The sequence below is a fragment of the Paenibacillus pasadenensis genome, from assembly GCF_002864175.1.
Classification (GTDB): domain Bacteria; phylum Bacillota; class Bacilli; order Paenibacillales; family Paenibacillaceae; genus Paenibacillus_O; species Paenibacillus_O pasadenensis.
The window spans coordinates 3,200,242-3,215,149 of the sequence record NZ_NFEZ01000004.1 but is presented as its reverse complement, the minus strand read 5'-3'; the positions used below and the strand labels follow the sequence as shown (position 1 = coordinate 3,215,149).

Here is a 14,908-nt window from a genome sequence, read left to right as displayed (position 1 = left end):
TGACGCAACCCATCCTTACCCATGCCGAGGAGGAATCGTACGCCATGCCGTTTGCCAATCCCGAACGCGAACAGATCAAGAGCCTGCTCGAGGCGCACACGACCGTCGCGGTCGTCGGCCTCTCCGACAAGCCGGACCGCACGTCCCATGCCGTCTCGCAGGCGATGCAGCAGCGGGGCTACCGCATCATTCCGGTCAATCCGGCGGTGCAAGGCGACATTTTGGGGGAGCGCTGCTACCCCGACCTCGCCTCCGTGCCGGAGCCGATCGGCATCGTCAACGTGTTCCGGCGCAGCGAGTTCACGCCCGACATCGCGCGCGAGGCGGTCGCAGCCGGAGCCAAGGTGCTCTGGCTGCAGCTCGGCGTCTACAGCGAGGAAGCGGCCGAGATCGCCCGCCAGGGCGGGCTCGACGTCGTGATGGACCGCTGCATCAAGGTGGAGGACTCCATCCTCCAGCCCCGAATTCGCTGAGGCGGACGCTGCCGAGCAGCCGTCCGGACAAGCGCGGAGGCAGGCCGAGCCGGCCTGCCTTCTTTCTTTTGACAAGGATAGGGCGCGCGGCGTAATCTAGATCGGTAGCAAGAAAGGAGGAGCAGGCTTGAACTTCATGGGCAACTTGCAGCAGCTCGGCCGGGCCGTCATGCTGCCGATGATCGTGCTGCCTGCCGCGGCGATCTGCATGAGCCTGGCGCAGCTTCCGTGGGATGCGGCGGGCCTGCCGGCGATGGCGGAGTACCTGCAGATCGCCGGCCGCTCGCTGTTCCTCTTCCTGCCCTATCTGTTCGCCGCCGGAGTCGCCTGGGGCACCTCGAGCAACGGGGGAGCGGCGAGCCTGTCCGCGCTGGCCGGCATGTTCATCTACTCGGGCATCGTGCAGTCGAGCAGCTACGACATCGAGCCGACGGTGCTGATCGGCGCGCTGATCGGCATGCTCGCCGGATACAGCTACGAGCGGTTCAAGTCGATCCGGCTGCCCGAGTCGATCCAGTTTTTCGGGGGTCCGCGGTTCGTGCCGCTGTTCGTCAGCTTCGTCTGCATCCTGTTCTCGCTGTTCATGGTCGCGGCGGCTCCTTCGCTGAGCCGCGGCCTGCTCTGGCTCGGCGACGTCGTCGCCTCGGCCGGAGGCTTCGGCGTGTTCCTGTACGGCTTCCTGCACCGCATTCTCGTCGTATTCGGCCTGCATCATCTGCTCAACCATGTGTTCTGGTTCCAGATCGGCGGCTACCGGATGGACGGAGGCGAGATGGTGTACGGCGACCTGCCGCGCTTCTTCGCGGGCGACCCGACTGCGGGGGCGTTCATGGCCGGGCTGTATCCGACGATGATGTTCGCCCTGCCGGCGATCGCGCTGGCGATCATCCAGGAGGCGCGGGAGGATCTCAAGCCGAAGATCAAGCGCACGTTCCTGTCGGCGGCGCTCGCCTCGTTCCTGACCGGCGTCTCGGAGCCGGTGGAGTTCGCCTTCCTGTTCGTCGCGCCCTATCTGTTCGTCATCCATTCCGTGTTGTCCGGCCTCATCATGTGGGCCGCGTACGAGCTCGGCATCCGGCACGGCTTCTCGTTCTCCGGCGGCGCGATCGACTACGTCATCAACATGCATCTGGCGACCAAGGGCTGGCTGCTTCTTCCTCTGGGCATCGTCGTGTTTCTGCTGTATTATGGACTTTTCCGCTGGGCGATCCGCCGCTTCCAGATTCCGACGCCGGGACGCGAGGAAGGCTCGGCGCTCGACGAGTGGGCCGGCGACATCCCGTACCGCGCGCCGCTCATCCTGCAGGCGATCGGCGGCAAGGAGAACGTCGAGACGCTCGAGGCCTGCATCACCCGGCTGCGGATCAAGGTGCGCAACGACAAGCTGCTCGACAACGCGGCGCTGCGCGATCTCGGCGCGGCCGGCGTCATCCGGCTCGGCGGCGGCAACGTGCAGGTCGTCTTCGGCACGTTCTCCGAGCTGATCCGCGAGGAGATGCTCAAGACGATGCAGCGCGACCGCGCGCAGGTGCTGTTCAGCTCGCCGGTCCAGGGCCGGATGATTCCGCTGGACGAGGTGCCCGATCCGATCTTCGCGGGCAAGCTCGTCGGCGACGGGGCGGCGTTCCTGCCGGAGCGCGGAGAGCTCGTCGCCCCGGTCAAGGGCGAGGTCATCCTGCTCTATCCGACGATGCACGCCATCGGCCTGCGTACGCCGGAGGGCTTGGAGGTATTGATGCATATCGGCATCGATACGTCGTCCTTGGACGGCTATTTCCATGCGGCGGTCAAGGAAGGGGATGAGGTCATCCCCGGCCAGCTGCTCATCTCGTTCGACATCCAGCGGCTGCGCAAGGCGGGCAAGTCGCTGGCGACGCCGATGCTCATCACGAATCCGCAGCTCGTCCGTTCGTGGGGCTTCGGACCATTCAAGACGGTGAAGCGGGGCCAGACGGCCGTCATGTCCGTCATGCTTCGCGAATCCAAGGACAGTCAGGCTGGAGGGAAACGCTCATGACACAGGGAATTGGAGCTTCGGCGGGAATCGCGATCGGCAAGTGCTTCGTGCTCCCGAACTGGGAATGGGACCTGCCGGAGCAGAAGATCGACGTCGCCGACCTGGCGCGGGAGTTCGAGCGCCTTTACGAGGGCATCCGCACCTCCAAGGTCGAGATTGAGCAGATGAAAGACGAGCTCAGCGAGGTTGTCGGTCCCGACGAGAGGAGCATTTTCGACGCCCATCTGGCGATTCTGGACGATCCGGTCTTCATGAACGAGATCCAGGGCATGATCGAGCGGCAGTACAAGGCGGCGGAGGTGGCGGTCAAGGAAGCGATCGACCACTTCGTGACGATGTTCGACCTGCTGGACGACGAGTACATGAAGGAGCGGGCGCTCGACATCCGCGATGTCGGCAACCGGCTGCTCAAGCATCTGCTCGGCGCGCCCGAGATCACCCTTCCTTCCGATACGCAGCCTTACGTCCTCGTGGCCAAGGAGCTGTCTCCTTCGCAGCTCGCCCATCTCAATCCGCGCAACGTGCTCGGCATCGTCACCTTCGGCGGCAGCACGACGTCGCATTCGGCGATCATGGCCCGGGCGCTCGGCATCCCGCTCGTCGTCGCGGTCGACGACGACCTGGAGGAGCGCGTGCAGACCGGCGACGTCCTGCTGCTGGACGGCGGGAGCGGCTTCGTGGAGCTGAGTCCTTCGGCGGAGCTCGTCGCCGCCTATGCCCGGCTCAAGCAGGAGCAGGAGGAGGAGAAGGCCCGGCTGCGCGGCCTGGCCCATGTCGATCCGTCGACGCCGGACGGCAAGCGGCTGCGGCTGTCGGCCAACATCAGCTCCCTCAAGGAGCTGGAGATCGCCTTGTCGAGCGGAGCGCACGGCGTCGGGCTGTTCCGCACGGAGTTCCTCTACATGGACCGGACCCGCTTTCCCAAGGAAGAGGAGCAGTTCGAGGTGTACCGCAGCGTCGCCGAAAAGCTGGACGGCGGTCCGCTCGTCATCCGCACGCTCGACATCGGCGGCGACAAGCATCTCGACTACTTCGAGCTGCCGGAGGAGGAGAATCCTTTTCTCGGCTATCGCGCGATCCGCATCAGCCTCGACCGCAAGGACCTGTTCCGCACGCAGCTGCGCGCCATCCTCCGCGCCTCTCACTATGGAGACGTCAAGGTGATGTACCCGCTCATCTCCTCGGTCGAGGAGGTGCGGGAGGCGAACCGGCTGCTGCGCGAGGCGATGGCGGAGCTCGAGGCGGAAGGCAAGCCGTTCAACCGGGCGATGGAGACCGGCGTCATGATCGAGCTGCCGGCCGCCGTCATGATCGCGGAGCTGCTGGCCAGAGAGGTCGACTTTTTCAGCATCGGCACGAACGACCTCGTTCAGTTCACGCTCGCCGTCGACCGGATGAACGACAAGATCTCGCATCTCTACGAGCCTTACCATCCGGCGGTGCTGCGCATGCTGCGCACGACGGTGGAGGCCGGGCGGAGGCAGGGCATCACGGTCGGCGTATGCGGCGAGATGGCCGGCGATCCGGCGGCGCTGCCGATCTGGCTCGGGCTCAACGTCGACGGGCTGAGCATGTCGTCGCATTCGATCCTGCAGGTCAAGGAGCGCCTGCTGCGCACGAGCCAGGAAGAGAGCCGCGCCGCGCTGGAGCATGTGATGGCGAGCAGCACGGCGGCCGAGGCGAAGCTGCAGCTGCAGCGCTTCAAGCGCGAGGTCGACGAGCGCGAGACGCCGGAGCTGGCCGACGGCCGGCGCTGCAACGGATAGGCGGACGACCAAAAAAGCCTTGCCGGAACGTTTCCGGCAAGGCTTTTGCTTGGGGCGGCACTTGTCTTCAGCGGCTTTTCAGCGCATCGACGAACGCTTTGGCATAGGGCGGCAGATCCGGCGGACGGCGCGCCGAGATCAGGTTGCCGTCCACGACGACGGCCTCGTCATGCCAGACCGCTCCGGCATTCTCCATGTCGTCACGGATGCCGGGCGTGGAGGTCACTTGGCGGCCCTGCAGGATCTTGGCGGAAATGAGCACCCAGCCGGCATGGCAGATCTGGCCGATCGGCTTGCCGTCGCGGTCCATCTCCTGCACGAGGCGCAGCACCTCGGGATAGCGGCGGATCTTGTCCGGCGCCCAGCCGCCGGGCACGAGCAGCCCGTCCACCTGCGAGGCGTCGATCTCCTCGTAGGCGAGATCGGCGGTCGCGGGCACGCCGTACTTGCCGATATGGGTCTTGCCTTTCGACGGACCGGCGAATTCCACGAGGGCTCCCTCCTCCCGGACGCGATAGACGGGATACCACAGCTCGAGATCCTCGAATTCGTCATCCAGGAGGCAGATGACTCGTTTTCCTTGCAGCGTCATGTTCGATCACTCTCCTCTAGCAGCCATTGTAAGGCAGGGAGACAGGACAAATCAAACGGACGGGCGCGGCAAAACCGCTGACAGAAAATGCTTGCCGCGCGTCAGCAGGAATTTTCGCGAAAAAGGTCGAAGTAAGCAAAAGCGAGCACGGACGGGAACGTCGTGCCTCCCAGCGCCGCCGGGCAGAGCGGAGCCCGGGCGCCGAGCAAGCGGATTCGCCGCTGCCGGGCCGGGCGGCCATGCTGCCGATGACGAAGGAGTGGACCAATCATGCACAAAACCTGTACTTGCGGACAGACGATGACGATGAAGCTGCGCACCGTCATTTACTCCGGCAAGGTCGAAATCGACAATGTTCCGATCTATTCCTGCCCTTCCTGCAGCCGCAGCGAGGTGCTGCCGGAAGTGAAGCCCGACCTGACGGGCCTGATCGGCCAGCTCGGCGAAGAGCCGGCCAAGCAGACGCTTTTGTTTAACGAGCTGAACGAGTGGGCAGATTTACTGCTAGAGGCTTCCGCCACCCGCAAGACGCCGAACGGCGCCGCCGTCCAGCAGATCGTAGACGAGCGCATCGACAGCCTGCTGGAGCTGCTGCTGCTTGCCGGATCGGTCGGAGACGAGACGTGGAGGCAGGATATCGAGAAAAGGCTCGCCCAGCTGAGCCGCTGCACCTTGCATACATAAGAACAAAAGCCGACTATCGAACGAATAGGAGAGTGGGAACCGATGAGCTTCATTTCCCTTCAGACGCTAGAGGATTGGAACCGCGTGCTCGAAAAGTCGCATGAGAAGCCGGTGCTGGTGTTCAAGCACAGCACGCGCTGCTCGGTCAGCGCCGAGGCTCATGAAGCGTGGGAGAGCTGGACGCGTGCGGCCAAGGACGAGGGCGTGGAAACGGCGCTCGTGCGCGTCGTCGAGGAGCGTCCGGTATCGAACGCCATCGAGGAAAGCCTCGGCGTCAAGCACGCTTCGCCGCAGGCGATTCTGGTGAAGGACGGCAAGGCCGAGTGGAACGCCTCGCACTGGAACATTACGGAGTCCTCGCTGGCCGAGAACGCCCGCTGACATTGCAACCGCCCCTGCGTTTGTCGTATGATAGCCGTAACGTAGAGGGGTATCATGCTGCCAAATAATTCATCATATTGGAGAGAAGGAACCGTGACTGTAACCATTTACGATGTTGCAAGAGAAGCGGGAGTGTCCATGGCTACGGTCTCCCGCGTCGTCAACAACAATCCCAACGTCAAGCCGCAAACGCGCAAGAAGGTGTACGAGGCGATCGAAAGGCTCGGCTACCGCCCGAACGCGGTAGCGCGCGGACTCGCCAGCAAGAAGACGACGACCGTCGGCGTCGTCATCCCCGACATCTCCAACTCGAACTTCGCCGAGGTCGCGCGGGGCATCGAGGATATCGCCAACATGTACCACTACAATATCATCCTGTGCAGCGCCGACAAGCGCAAGGAAAAGGAGATCCGCGTCATCAACACGCTGCTGGAGAAGCAGGTCGACGGCCTTCTCTTCATGGGCGGCGCGGTGACGGAGGAGCATAAGCAGGCGTTCAAGACGGCCAACGTGCCGGTCGTGCTGTGCGCGACGACAGACGAGCAGAACGAGATTCCGTCCGTCGACATCGATCATGAGGCGGCCGCCTACGACGCCGTCAAGACGCTGATCGGCCAAGGCCATCGCGACATCGCGATGATCAGCGGCACGCTGCAGGATCCGTCGAACGGCTACGCCCGCTACCAAGGCTACAAGCGCGCCTTGCAGGAAGCCGGCATCGCGGAGCGCGAAGACTTCGTGCGCATCGGCAATTACCGGTACGAGTCCGGCGTCGAGGCGATGGGTCATTTCCTCGAGCTGGACAAGCTGCCGACCGCCGTCTTCGCGGCGACGGACGAAATGGCGATCGGCGCCATCCATGCGATCCAGGACAAGGGCCTCGCCGTGCCCGGCGACATCTCGGTCATCAGCGTCGACAACAGCCGCATGGCGGAGATGGTCCGTCCGACGCTGTCTGCCGTCGCCCAGCCGATGTACGACATCGGCGCCGTATCGATGCGCCTGCTCACCAAGCTGATGAAAAAGGAGCCGGTCGAGCAGGCGAAGGTCGTCCTGCCTCATGACATCGTCAAGCGGAACTCGGCCGGAGCGGCAAAAGCATGACGTACGGAACGATCGGAATCATCGGCGCGATGGCGGAGGAGCTCGAGCTGCTCTTCCGCAGCGCCGAAATGGGCGAGGAGACGCGCAAGGCGGGCATGACGTTTCGTCGCGGCACGCTGCACGGACAGCCGATCCTCGCCGTCAAGTCGGGCGTCGGCAAGGTGAACGCCGCCGTCTGCACGCAGGCTCTCGTCGATCTCGGCGCGGACTGCGTCCTGTTCACCGGCGTGGCCGGCGCGATCGATCCCGAGCTGCGCATCGGCGACATCGTCGTGTCGACGGCCTGCATCCAGCACGATATGGACGTGACCGCCCTCGGCTTCGGACCGGGCGTCATCCCGTATCAGGAAGTATCGGTCTTCCCCGCCGACGCGGAGCTGGTCGAGCTGGCGGCGGAAGCCGGCCAGTCGGCCGCCAAGGGCAAGGCGATCCGCGGCATCGTGCTGTCGGGCGACCAGTTCATCGCCAGCCGGGACAAGGTGCAGCAGCTGCGCGACAGCTTCGGCGGAGCCTGCGCCGAGATGGAGGGCGCGGCGGTCGCTCAAGTCTGCCATCTCAACGAGGTGCCGTATGTCGTCATCCGGTCGATGTCCGATCAGGCGGACGGCAGCGCGCATATGAATTTCGAGGAATTCACGATGCTGGCCGCGAACCAGTCGTTCCAAGTCATCGACGCGATGATCCGCCGCCTCAGCCGAGGCTGAGCGCGATTTCTAGACCAGCAGCCGCCGGTCTCCGAGAGGAGGCCGGCGGCTGCTTTTTGGCATGTCGACATCAATAGTCCTGGGCCGAAAGCTCCCATGTCCGCCGGTTTTGGAGCGTGATCTCGGCGCGACGCGGCATCGGGCTCCAGGCCGACGTATCGTCGAGCCAGTGGAGGGGCAGCGCGACCGGAGCCTGAGGCTGCCAGAGCTCAAGCCAGGCTTGGGGCAGAAGGGAGAGGCCGCCTTGCGGCTCCTGCAGCCGGGAAGCGAGCGGGTGGCCGGACATGACGAGCCAGACGAGCGACCATGCGCGCGGGACGACGCGCCACGGGTCGTAGCCGCCGCCGCCGAGCGCCACCCACCGTCCGTCGCACAGCTCATGGGCAAGCTGGCGGATCAGCCGAGGCATCTCCAGATAGATCCGCATGCTGCAATGCACATGCGACAGCGGATCGAACGCATGCGCGTCGCAACCGTGCTGGCTGACGATAAGGTCAGGCTTGAAGGCGCGGGCGATGCGCGTGACGGTCTCCGTGAAGCACTCCAGCCACGACTCGTCCTCGGTATACGGCTGCACGGGCACGTTGCAGCAGGCGCCGAAGCCTTTGTCGATGCCTTTTTCATGGGTGAAGCCGGTGCCGGGGAACAAATACTTGCCGGTCTCGTGGATCGAGTAGGTGAACACGTCCGGATCCTCGTAAAACGCGTACTGCACGCCGTCGCCATGATGGACGTCCGTGTCGATGTAGAGCACGCGCGCGCCGTGCTTGCGCCGCATCGCGGCGATGGCGATCGCGGCGTCGTTGTAGACGCAGAAGCCGGAGCCATGGCCGGGAAAGGCGTGATGCAGCCCGCCGCCCATATGATAGGCGTGAAGGGCGCGTCCGGACAGAACCGCGTCCGCCGCCGCGATCGAGCCGCCGACGATGGCGGACGCCGCCTCATGCATGCCGGTGAAATAGGGCGTATCCTCGGAATCGAGGCCGAAGCGGCGGGCGAGTCCCGCGGCGCTGGCCGGCGGAACCGGCTGGCTGAGGCCGCGCACCGCCTCGATGTAGTCGGGGCGGTGGATGAGCGCGAGCTGCTCATCCAGGGCCGTATCCGCTTTCAAGACGGATTCGGAAGGCAGAGCCCCGCTCGCTTCGAGCAGCGTCTCGGCGAGCTCCACGCGCAGCGGGCTGAACGGATGCTCATCGTTGAACCTATACGGGCTTGCGCCGGTCGAGCGGACATAGACGGCTTTATCCTTCATGTTCTTCCTCCTGAATCGATCAGTACATGAATCGCTGCCGGAACCGGACGCGGTCGAACTGCTCGACCGACGACAGCGGGACCTGCTTGCCGATGCGCACCATGAGGCAGTTGGCCGGATGGGAGCAGATCTCCGGGTCGTCGGTGGCGAACCAGACCATGCCGACCGATTTCATCAGCTTCTCCATCATGCGGCGGTAGTCCCAGATGCCGAGGCCGGTGCCCTCCAGATCCCAGTGCCAATAGTACTCGGTCGTGTAGACGATGAAGTTCTCCAGCTGCCCGTCCTCGAATGCGAGCGCGATCATTTTTTTGCCGAGTCCGACGGAGCGGTAGTCCTTTGCCACTTCGACGGCGCCGAGCTCGATCAGATCGTCCATGCCGCCTTCGGACCAGCGCTCCAGCTCGTCCGGATAATGGAAGGTGACGTAGCCGACGATCATGTCTCCGTCGCGGGTTATGATGATGCGGCCTTCCTCGAGGCCGGCGATCTCGATCAACGCTTCCAGCTGATCCTTCGGCCGGCGGAAGGCATCCAGGCCGGGATGCATCGTACAGTCGGCGAGCCGGGACGGATCGACCGGCCCTTCGAGCACGAGCTCCCGATTGCCGAAAGGAACGACAAGGGAATGGTGGCGCTTGATAGGCTCCAACGTGATCGCACCTCCAAAGCGAAATGGCGGCAGACCAAAAATAGGCGGTCCGCGCCTCTTATCACTTATAGCAGAAAAAAAGCGGGATGGAAAGGACAAGCGTCACGCCCGGAGGGCGACTTTTTAGTCGAACAGGGGTAAAAATAGGCGAAAAGTAGGCGCATACATTTCCATATGCTATACTGGAGGAACATGAATTCCGATTCATCCTTGGCTTGTAAGCGCATCCGATCCGTTGCAGTACACTACGATGATGACGATGGAAGGTGATTAGCATGTCGATTGACCACAAGGAAAAGATCGCGGTTTCCGCTGCTTCTCCGAATATGGGCAGCTATGAGGAAGAGCATGCTTCGTTTGACTGGAGCGAGGTAGAGAAGCATTTCACCTGGCATGAGACGGGCAAGGTCAATATGGCGCACGAGGCGATCGACCGCCATCTGGCCGAGGGCCGGGGGCAGAAGACCGCTCTGCTCTACAGCGATCCGAAGCGGGATGAATCCTATACGTTCGAGCAGCTGAGCCGCCTGTCGAACCGCTTCTCCAACGTCCTCCGCAAGCTGGGCCTCAGCAAGGGCGAGCGGCTGTTCATTTTCATGCCCCGCTCTCCGGAGCTCTACGTGGCGCTGCTCGGCTCGCTCAAGGTCGGCGTCGTCGTCGGCCCTCTGTTCGAGGCGTTCATGGAGACGGCGGTCAAGGACCGGCTGCTCGACAGCACGGCGACGGCGATCGTGACGACGCCGGCGCTGCTGCCCCGGATCAAGCGCGACGAGCTGCCGGACCTGAAGCATGTCATCGTCGTATCCGATGAAGACGTGCCGGAGGGCACGGTCTCCTACAAGGACGAGATGGCCGCCGCTTCCGAAGAGGCGCAGATCGAATGGCTGGACCGCGAGGACGGGCTGCTCATCCACTACACGTCCGGCTCCACCGGCAAGCCCAAGGGCGTCTTCCACGTGCAGAACGCGATGCTGCAGCATTACCATACGGGACGGGTCGTCCTTGACCTGAAGGAAGACGACGTCTACTGGTGCACCGCCGACCCGGGCTGGGTGACGGGCACGTCGTACGGCATTTTCGCGCCTTGGCTGAACGGCGCCACGAACGTCATCCGCGGCGGCCGCTTCAGTCCGCAGGACTGGTACACGACGCTCCAGCGCTACGGCGTGACCGTCTGGTACAGCGCGCCGACGGCGTTCCGCATGCTGATGGGCGCAGGCGACGACAGCGTCGCTCAATACGATCTTTCCAGCCTGCGCCATGTGCTGAGCGTGGGCGAGCCGCTCAATCCCGAGGTCGTCCGCTGGGGACTCAAAGTGTACGGCCAGCGCATCCACGATACGTGGTGGATGACGGAGACGGGCGGACAGCTCATCTGCAATTACCCGTCGATGGAGATCAAGCCGGGCTCGATGGGAAGGCCGATCCCCGGCGTCGAGGCCGCCATCATCGACGATGCAGGCAACGAGCTGCCGCCGTACCGCATGGGCAATCTGGCGGTACGCACGCCTTGGCCGTCAATGATGCGCAAGATCTGGAACAATCCGGCCAAGTACGAGGAGTACTTCCGCATTCCGGGCTGGTACATCTCCGGCGACTCCGCCTACCGCGACGAGGACGGCTACTTCTGGTTCCAAGGCCGCATCGACGACGTCATCAACACGGCGGGCGAGCGGGTCGGACCGTTCGAGGTCGAGAGCAAGCTGGTGGAGCATCCCGCCGTCGCCGAGGCCGGCGTCATCGGCAAGCCCGATCCGATGCGCGGCGAGATCATCAAGGCGTTCATCTCCCTGCGCGAAGGCTTCGAGCCTTCCGACGAGCTCAAGGCGGACATCGCCCGCTTCGTCAAGGAAGGGCTGTCCGCGCACGCGTCGCCGCGCGAGATCGAGTTCAAAGACAAGCTGCCGAAAACGCGCAGCGGCAAGATCATGCGCCGCGTCCTCAAGGCTTGGGAGCTGAACCTGCCGACGGGCGACCTGTCGACGATCGAGGACTGATCCCCGTTATCCTTCATGCCGCACAAGAAGAAGCCCTGCTCCGATCGGAGCAGGGCTTCTTCTTGTTTTTATGTCTAGAAAAAAAGCTTGCGGACCGAGGAAGCTGTCCGCAAGCCAGGCAAGAAGGATCAGCGGGCCGACCAGGTGACCGCTTGGGAAAAGTCCGACTCTCCGGCCGCATTGACGGCCGTGATCCGGAACGTGCCGGTGCTGATCGGAGCGACGTATTCGAAGCTCGTGCCGCCGGTCGAGCCGATGTTCTGGAAGCTGCCGTCGTTGCCGGCGCTGAAGTACACCTGATACGAGGTGACTCCTTCCGCGGCGCTGTTGGCGCTCCATTCGAGCTTGACGCCGGTGCCGGTGCCGGAAGCCTTGAGCCCGCTTGGACCGGACGGCTTCATCGCTGCAGGCTGCTGCTCGTTGCCGGGCTGCTCCTTAGCTGGAGGAGCTCCGCCGTCTCCGGAGCCGTTGCCCGTGTCCGGGAAGCCCGGAAGGCCCGGAAGGCCCGGCAGCGAGCCGCCAGGGCTGACCGTCTGGCTGCGCTCGGACTCATGCCCCGCGACGTCGACCGCGGTGACGTAGTACGTGCTGCCGAAGCCGCCGGAGCGGTCGACGAATGCCGTGGCGTCGCCGGCCAGGATGGAATCGCCGACCTTGGCGAAGTCGCCGCCCGACGAGCGGTAGAGGCGGTAGCCGACGACGTCGTTTTGCGGGCTCGCCGAGAAGGTGATGCGGTAGGCGCCGCTCAGCGACTCCAGCGCGACATTGGAAGGCGCGGACGGCGCCGCTCCGTCATCCTGCCGCGGATCGAGCCTCGACGGAGCCTCGCTCTCGGCGTCTTTGGGGATGAACGCGGAGATCGGCTTGCGGTATTCGGCCGGCATGACGGCCTGCGCCTTGTTGATCTCCTCGATCAGATCGCCGAGCGGCTTCTCGCGCCGGATCGTCGTCTTCGTGAACACGAAGTCGGCAGGCGTGCCGTCCTGGGCGATGTAGTTGACGCCGTTGTAGCGGATGAAGCTCATCGCGCCGAGCACGTCGTCGACTTTGACCGGAAGGTATTTTTTGTTGAACCAGTCGGTCGTGAGCAGGCCGCTCGAGCGGATCAGCGGACTCGGCAGCAGGCCGCTGACGCTCGATACGGTCGCCTTGACGAGCCCGCCCGGCTGCGGGAACGCGTCGGTCTTGAAGATGTCCGGACGGTCCTTGACCGTTTCGTTCATGATTTTGGACCAGAGCGTGCGCGCCCTGGACTGGGAGGCTTTGACGAGCGTATTTTTCTGCTCCTTATAGCCGACCCAGACGCCAAGCGTGATGTCGGGGCTGAAGCCCATGAACCAAACGTCGCCGTAGCTTTGCGTCGAGCCGGTCTTGCCGGCGATCGGAATCTTGCCGTACGCGTCGAAGCTGCTCGCTACGCTGTGGCCCGTGCCGCTCCGGTCGGCGATGACGGTGCGCAGCATGTCCGTCATGAGGAACGCCGTCTGCTCCGAGTACACCTGCTTCGGCGCCAGCTTGTGCTCATAGACGATATGGCCGGAGGCGTCGACAATCTTGCTGATGAGATACGGCTCGTTGTACTTGCCGCCGTTCGGAATCGTCGCGTACGCGTTTGTCAGCTCTTTGACGGAAACGCCTTTGCTCAGTCCGCCGATGACGCCGGTCTGGGCGTTGTCGTCCTCCGGCTGCAGCGTCGTGATGCCGAGCGAGCGGGAAAATTCCCACGCCTTCTCGATCGTCACCTTGTCGAGGAACAGCTTGAGCGCCGGGATGTTCAGCGAACGGTTGAGCGCATCCCTCGCCGTGACGAGGCCGTTGAACTTCTTGTTGGCGTTCATCGGGATATGGTAGCCCTTCTGGCCGTCCTTGAGGATGATCGGCGAATCGTCCAGCACGCTTGCCGGCTGTACGAGCCCGGCTTCGAGCGCCGGCAGGTAGGCCGAGATAGGCTTCATTGTCGAGCCGGGCTGGCGGGTCATCTGGGTCGCGTAGTTCATCTGCTCGATGTTGAAGTCGCGCCCTTCCAGCATGCCGAGGATCGCTCCCGTATGATGGTCGATCATGATCGCGGCCGCCTGCTCCGGTCCTTTGGACTTGCTCGTCGGGCCGAAGTTGTCGGGATCGTTGCCGATCTCGCGCATGTTGTTGTAGATGACCTTGTCGATCGTCGTGTAGATGCGGTAGCCCGAGCGGAGCAGCTGCTCGCGCGCCGCCTGCACGATTTCGGCGTTCTCGCTTTTGGCGAGATCCGCTTTTTGGAGATTCGGGTTCTGCTTGAGGGCGATGAGCTCGGCCGCCTCCCGCTCCGTCTCGAGCATCAGGTACGGGAACGTGTTGTACGCCTTCTCGCGATGCGGCGCGAGCGAGCCCTTGATGTCGAAGGCGAGCGCCTCGTCGTACTCGGCCTGCGTGATGCGGCCGGTCTCCAGCATGCGGGAGAGGACGAACTTCTGGCGGGAGATCGCCCGGTTGAAGCCGGACTCGTTGAACTGGCCCTTGCCGTTGAACGCCGAGTAGGCGGACGGCAGCTGCGGCAGGCCGGCAAGATAGGCCGACTGCGCCAGATTGAGCTTGTTCAGGTCGGCGATGTTGAAGATGCCGATCGAGGCCGACTTGATGCCGTACAGGTTGTAGCCGGACGAGCCGTTGCCGAACGGCATCTTGTTGAGGTACGCGGCCAGGATCTGCTCCTTGGTCAGGTAGCGCTCCATCCGGATGGACAGCAGGATCTCCTTGAACTTGCGGCTGTCCGTGCGGTCGAGGCTGAGGAAGACGCGGCGGGCGACCTGCTGGGTCAGCGTGCTGCCCCCGGTCTGCCGGTCCTCGTTCAGCAGCTTTTCCTTGACCGCTCTGCCGAGGCCTTTGTAGTCGACTCCGATATGATTATAAAAATTGCTGTCTTCGGTCGAGAGCAGGGCGTCGATGACGGACTGCGGGATGTTCGACAGGTCGACGAGCCGGCGATCCTCGTCGGTCCTCAGCTGACCGACCGGCGTCGTGCCGTCGTTGAAGTAGACGAAGCCGGTCAAGGCGTTTTCGTTGACCTTGGCTTCGAGCTCGCTGCCCGGCCGCACCGGATCGTCCTTGACGAGCGCGGCGACATAGCCGGTGGCGATGCCTCCCGCGAACAAGGCGCCCGTGATGCCGAATATAACGAGCCATTTGACCGTTATCCAGACGACAAGGCCGAAGGTCCTCCAGCCGCTGCGCGGCTTGCGGAGCTGTTCCTGGTCTTGAGCCATATGTACGTATCCTCCTCCAAATGAACAGAGCTATTATATCACAT

General features: G+C 63.8%; 12 protein-coding genes. 8 read left to right on the top strand and 4 right to left on the bottom strand.

Translation table 11 applies throughout. The annotated features are described in order from the left end of the window. Positions 1–44 precede the first annotated feature (44 nt). The 3 genes from B8V81_RS23505 to ptsP all read left to right on the top strand — a co-directional run bounded on the left by B8V81_RS23505 (position 45) and on the right by ptsP (position 4,256). Positions 45–473 (top strand): CoA-binding protein, encoded by a 429-nt coding sequence (locus tag B8V81_RS23505; protein ID WP_028596934.1) that lies wholly within the window; start codon positions 45–47, stop codon positions 471–473. 127 nt (positions 474–600) lie between these two features. Continuing rightward, the gene (locus B8V81_RS23500; RefSeq protein WP_028596933.1) at positions 601–2,490 is read left to right on the top strand and encodes a glucose PTS transporter subunit IIA; all 1,890 of its coding nucleotides are present in this window, start codon (positions 601–603) and stop codon (positions 2,488–2,490) included. Further along, entirely contained in the window at positions 2,487–4,256 is a 1,770-nt protein-coding gene (ptsP, locus tag B8V81_RS23495; RefSeq protein ID WP_052332842.1) for a phosphoenolpyruvate--protein phosphotransferase, read from the top strand. The genes B8V81_RS23500 and ptsP overlap by 4 nt, the downstream gene beginning before the upstream one ends. Positions 4,257–4,323: 67 nt before the next feature. Here the strand turns inward: ptsP and B8V81_RS23490 are convergent, their stop codons facing one another. Then, positions 4,324–4,848 (bottom strand): type 1 glutamine amidotransferase domain-containing protein, encoded by a 525-nt coding sequence (locus tag B8V81_RS23490; protein WP_101809307.1) that lies wholly within the window; start codon positions 4,846–4,848, stop codon positions 4,324–4,326. Positions 4,849–5,118: 270 nt separating this feature from the next. Here B8V81_RS23490 and B8V81_RS23485 point away from each other — a divergent pair, with 270 nt between their 5' ends. The 4 genes from B8V81_RS23485 (at position 5,119) to B8V81_RS23470 (ending at position 7,721) form a co-directional block, all read left to right on the top strand. After that, entirely contained in the window at positions 5,119–5,532 is a 414-nt protein-coding gene (locus tag B8V81_RS23485) for a hypothetical protein (RefSeq protein WP_101809306.1), read from the top strand. A 42-nt stretch (positions 5,533–5,574) separates the two neighbouring features. Then, positions 5,575–5,913: a bacillithiol system redox-active protein YtxJ gene (gene ytxJ, locus B8V81_RS23480; RefSeq protein ID WP_101809305.1), complete on the top strand. Its 339-nt coding sequence runs from the start codon at positions 5,575–5,577 to the stop codon at positions 5,911–5,913. A gap of 93 nt (positions 5,914–6,006) precedes the next feature. Beyond that, positions 6,007–7,017, top strand: coding sequence for a catabolite control protein A (ccpA, locus tag B8V81_RS23475; protein WP_028596929.1), 1,011 nt, complete (start codon positions 6,007–6,009; stop codon positions 7,015–7,017). Then, the gene (locus B8V81_RS23470; RefSeq protein ID WP_101809304.1) at positions 7,014–7,721 is read left to right on the top strand and encodes a 5'-methylthioadenosine/adenosylhomocysteine nucleosidase; all 708 of its coding nucleotides are present in this window, start codon (positions 7,014–7,016) and stop codon (positions 7,719–7,721) included. Before ccpA ends, B8V81_RS23470 begins: the two co-directional genes overlap by 4 nt. Positions 7,722–7,791: 70 nt before the next feature. Here B8V81_RS23470 and B8V81_RS23465 read toward each other — a convergent pair whose 3' ends face one another. Further along, positions 7,792–8,973 carry an acetoin utilization protein AcuC gene (locus tag B8V81_RS23465; protein WP_101809303.1) on the bottom strand — a complete coding sequence of 394 codons (1,182 nt, stop codon included), beginning with the start codon at positions 8,971–8,973 and terminating at the stop codon, positions 7,792–7,794. A gap of 19 nt (positions 8,974–8,992) precedes the next feature. Continuing rightward, positions 8,993–9,625, bottom strand: a complete 633-nt coding sequence (locus B8V81_RS23460) for a GNAT family N-acetyltransferase (protein ID WP_028596926.1) — start codon at positions 9,623–9,625, stop codon at positions 8,993–8,995. 275 nt (positions 9,626–9,900) lie between these two features. Between B8V81_RS23460 and acsA the strand changes: the two genes are divergently transcribed. Continuing rightward, positions 9,901–11,622: an acetate--CoA ligase gene (acsA, locus tag B8V81_RS23455; protein WP_028596925.1), complete on the top strand. Its 1,722-nt coding sequence runs from the start codon at positions 9,901–9,903 to the stop codon at positions 11,620–11,622. 128 nt (positions 11,623–11,750) lie between these two features. On the opposite strand, the gene B8V81_RS23450 is transcribed toward acsA, so the two are convergent. Beyond that, positions 11,751–14,864, bottom strand: coding sequence for a transglycosylase domain-containing protein (locus tag B8V81_RS23450; RefSeq protein ID WP_101809302.1), 3,114 nt, complete (start codon positions 14,862–14,864; stop codon positions 11,751–11,753). Between the last annotated feature and the right edge of the window lie 44 nt (positions 14,865–14,908).

What these genes read in the sequence shown, in the direction of transcription:
- B8V81_RS23465 (WP_101809303.1), bottom strand. Translation starts at nt 8,973, where the DNA reads ATGAAGGATAAAGCCGTCTATGTCCGCTCGACCGGCGCAAGCCCGTAT.
- B8V81_RS23470 (WP_101809304.1), top strand. Translation starts at nt 7,014, where the DNA reads ATGACGTACGGAACGATCGGAATCATCGGCGCGATGGCGGAGGAGCTC.
- B8V81_RS23490 (WP_101809307.1), bottom strand. Translation starts at nt 4,848, where the DNA reads ATGACGCTGCAAGGAAAACGAGTCATCTGCCTCCTGGATGACGAATTC.
- B8V81_RS23450 (WP_101809302.1), bottom strand. Translation starts at nt 14,864, where the DNA reads ATGGCTCAAGACCAGGAACAGCTCCGCAAGCCGCGCAGCGGCTGGAGG.
- ptsP (WP_052332842.1), top strand. Translation starts at nt 2,487, where the DNA reads ATGACACAGGGAATTGGAGCTTCGGCGGGAATCGCGATCGGCAAGTGC.
- B8V81_RS23485 (WP_101809306.1), top strand. Translation starts at nt 5,119, where the DNA reads ATGCACAAAACCTGTACTTGCGGACAGACGATGACGATGAAGCTGCGC.
- B8V81_RS23505 (WP_028596934.1), top strand. Translation starts at nt 45, where the DNA reads ATGCCGTTTGCCAATCCCGAACGCGAACAGATCAAGAGCCTGCTCGAG.
- ytxJ (WP_101809305.1), top strand. Translation starts at nt 5,575, where the DNA reads ATGAGCTTCATTTCCCTTCAGACGCTAGAGGATTGGAACCGCGTGCTC.
- acsA (WP_028596925.1), top strand. Translation starts at nt 9,901, where the DNA reads ATGTCGATTGACCACAAGGAAAAGATCGCGGTTTCCGCTGCTTCTCCG.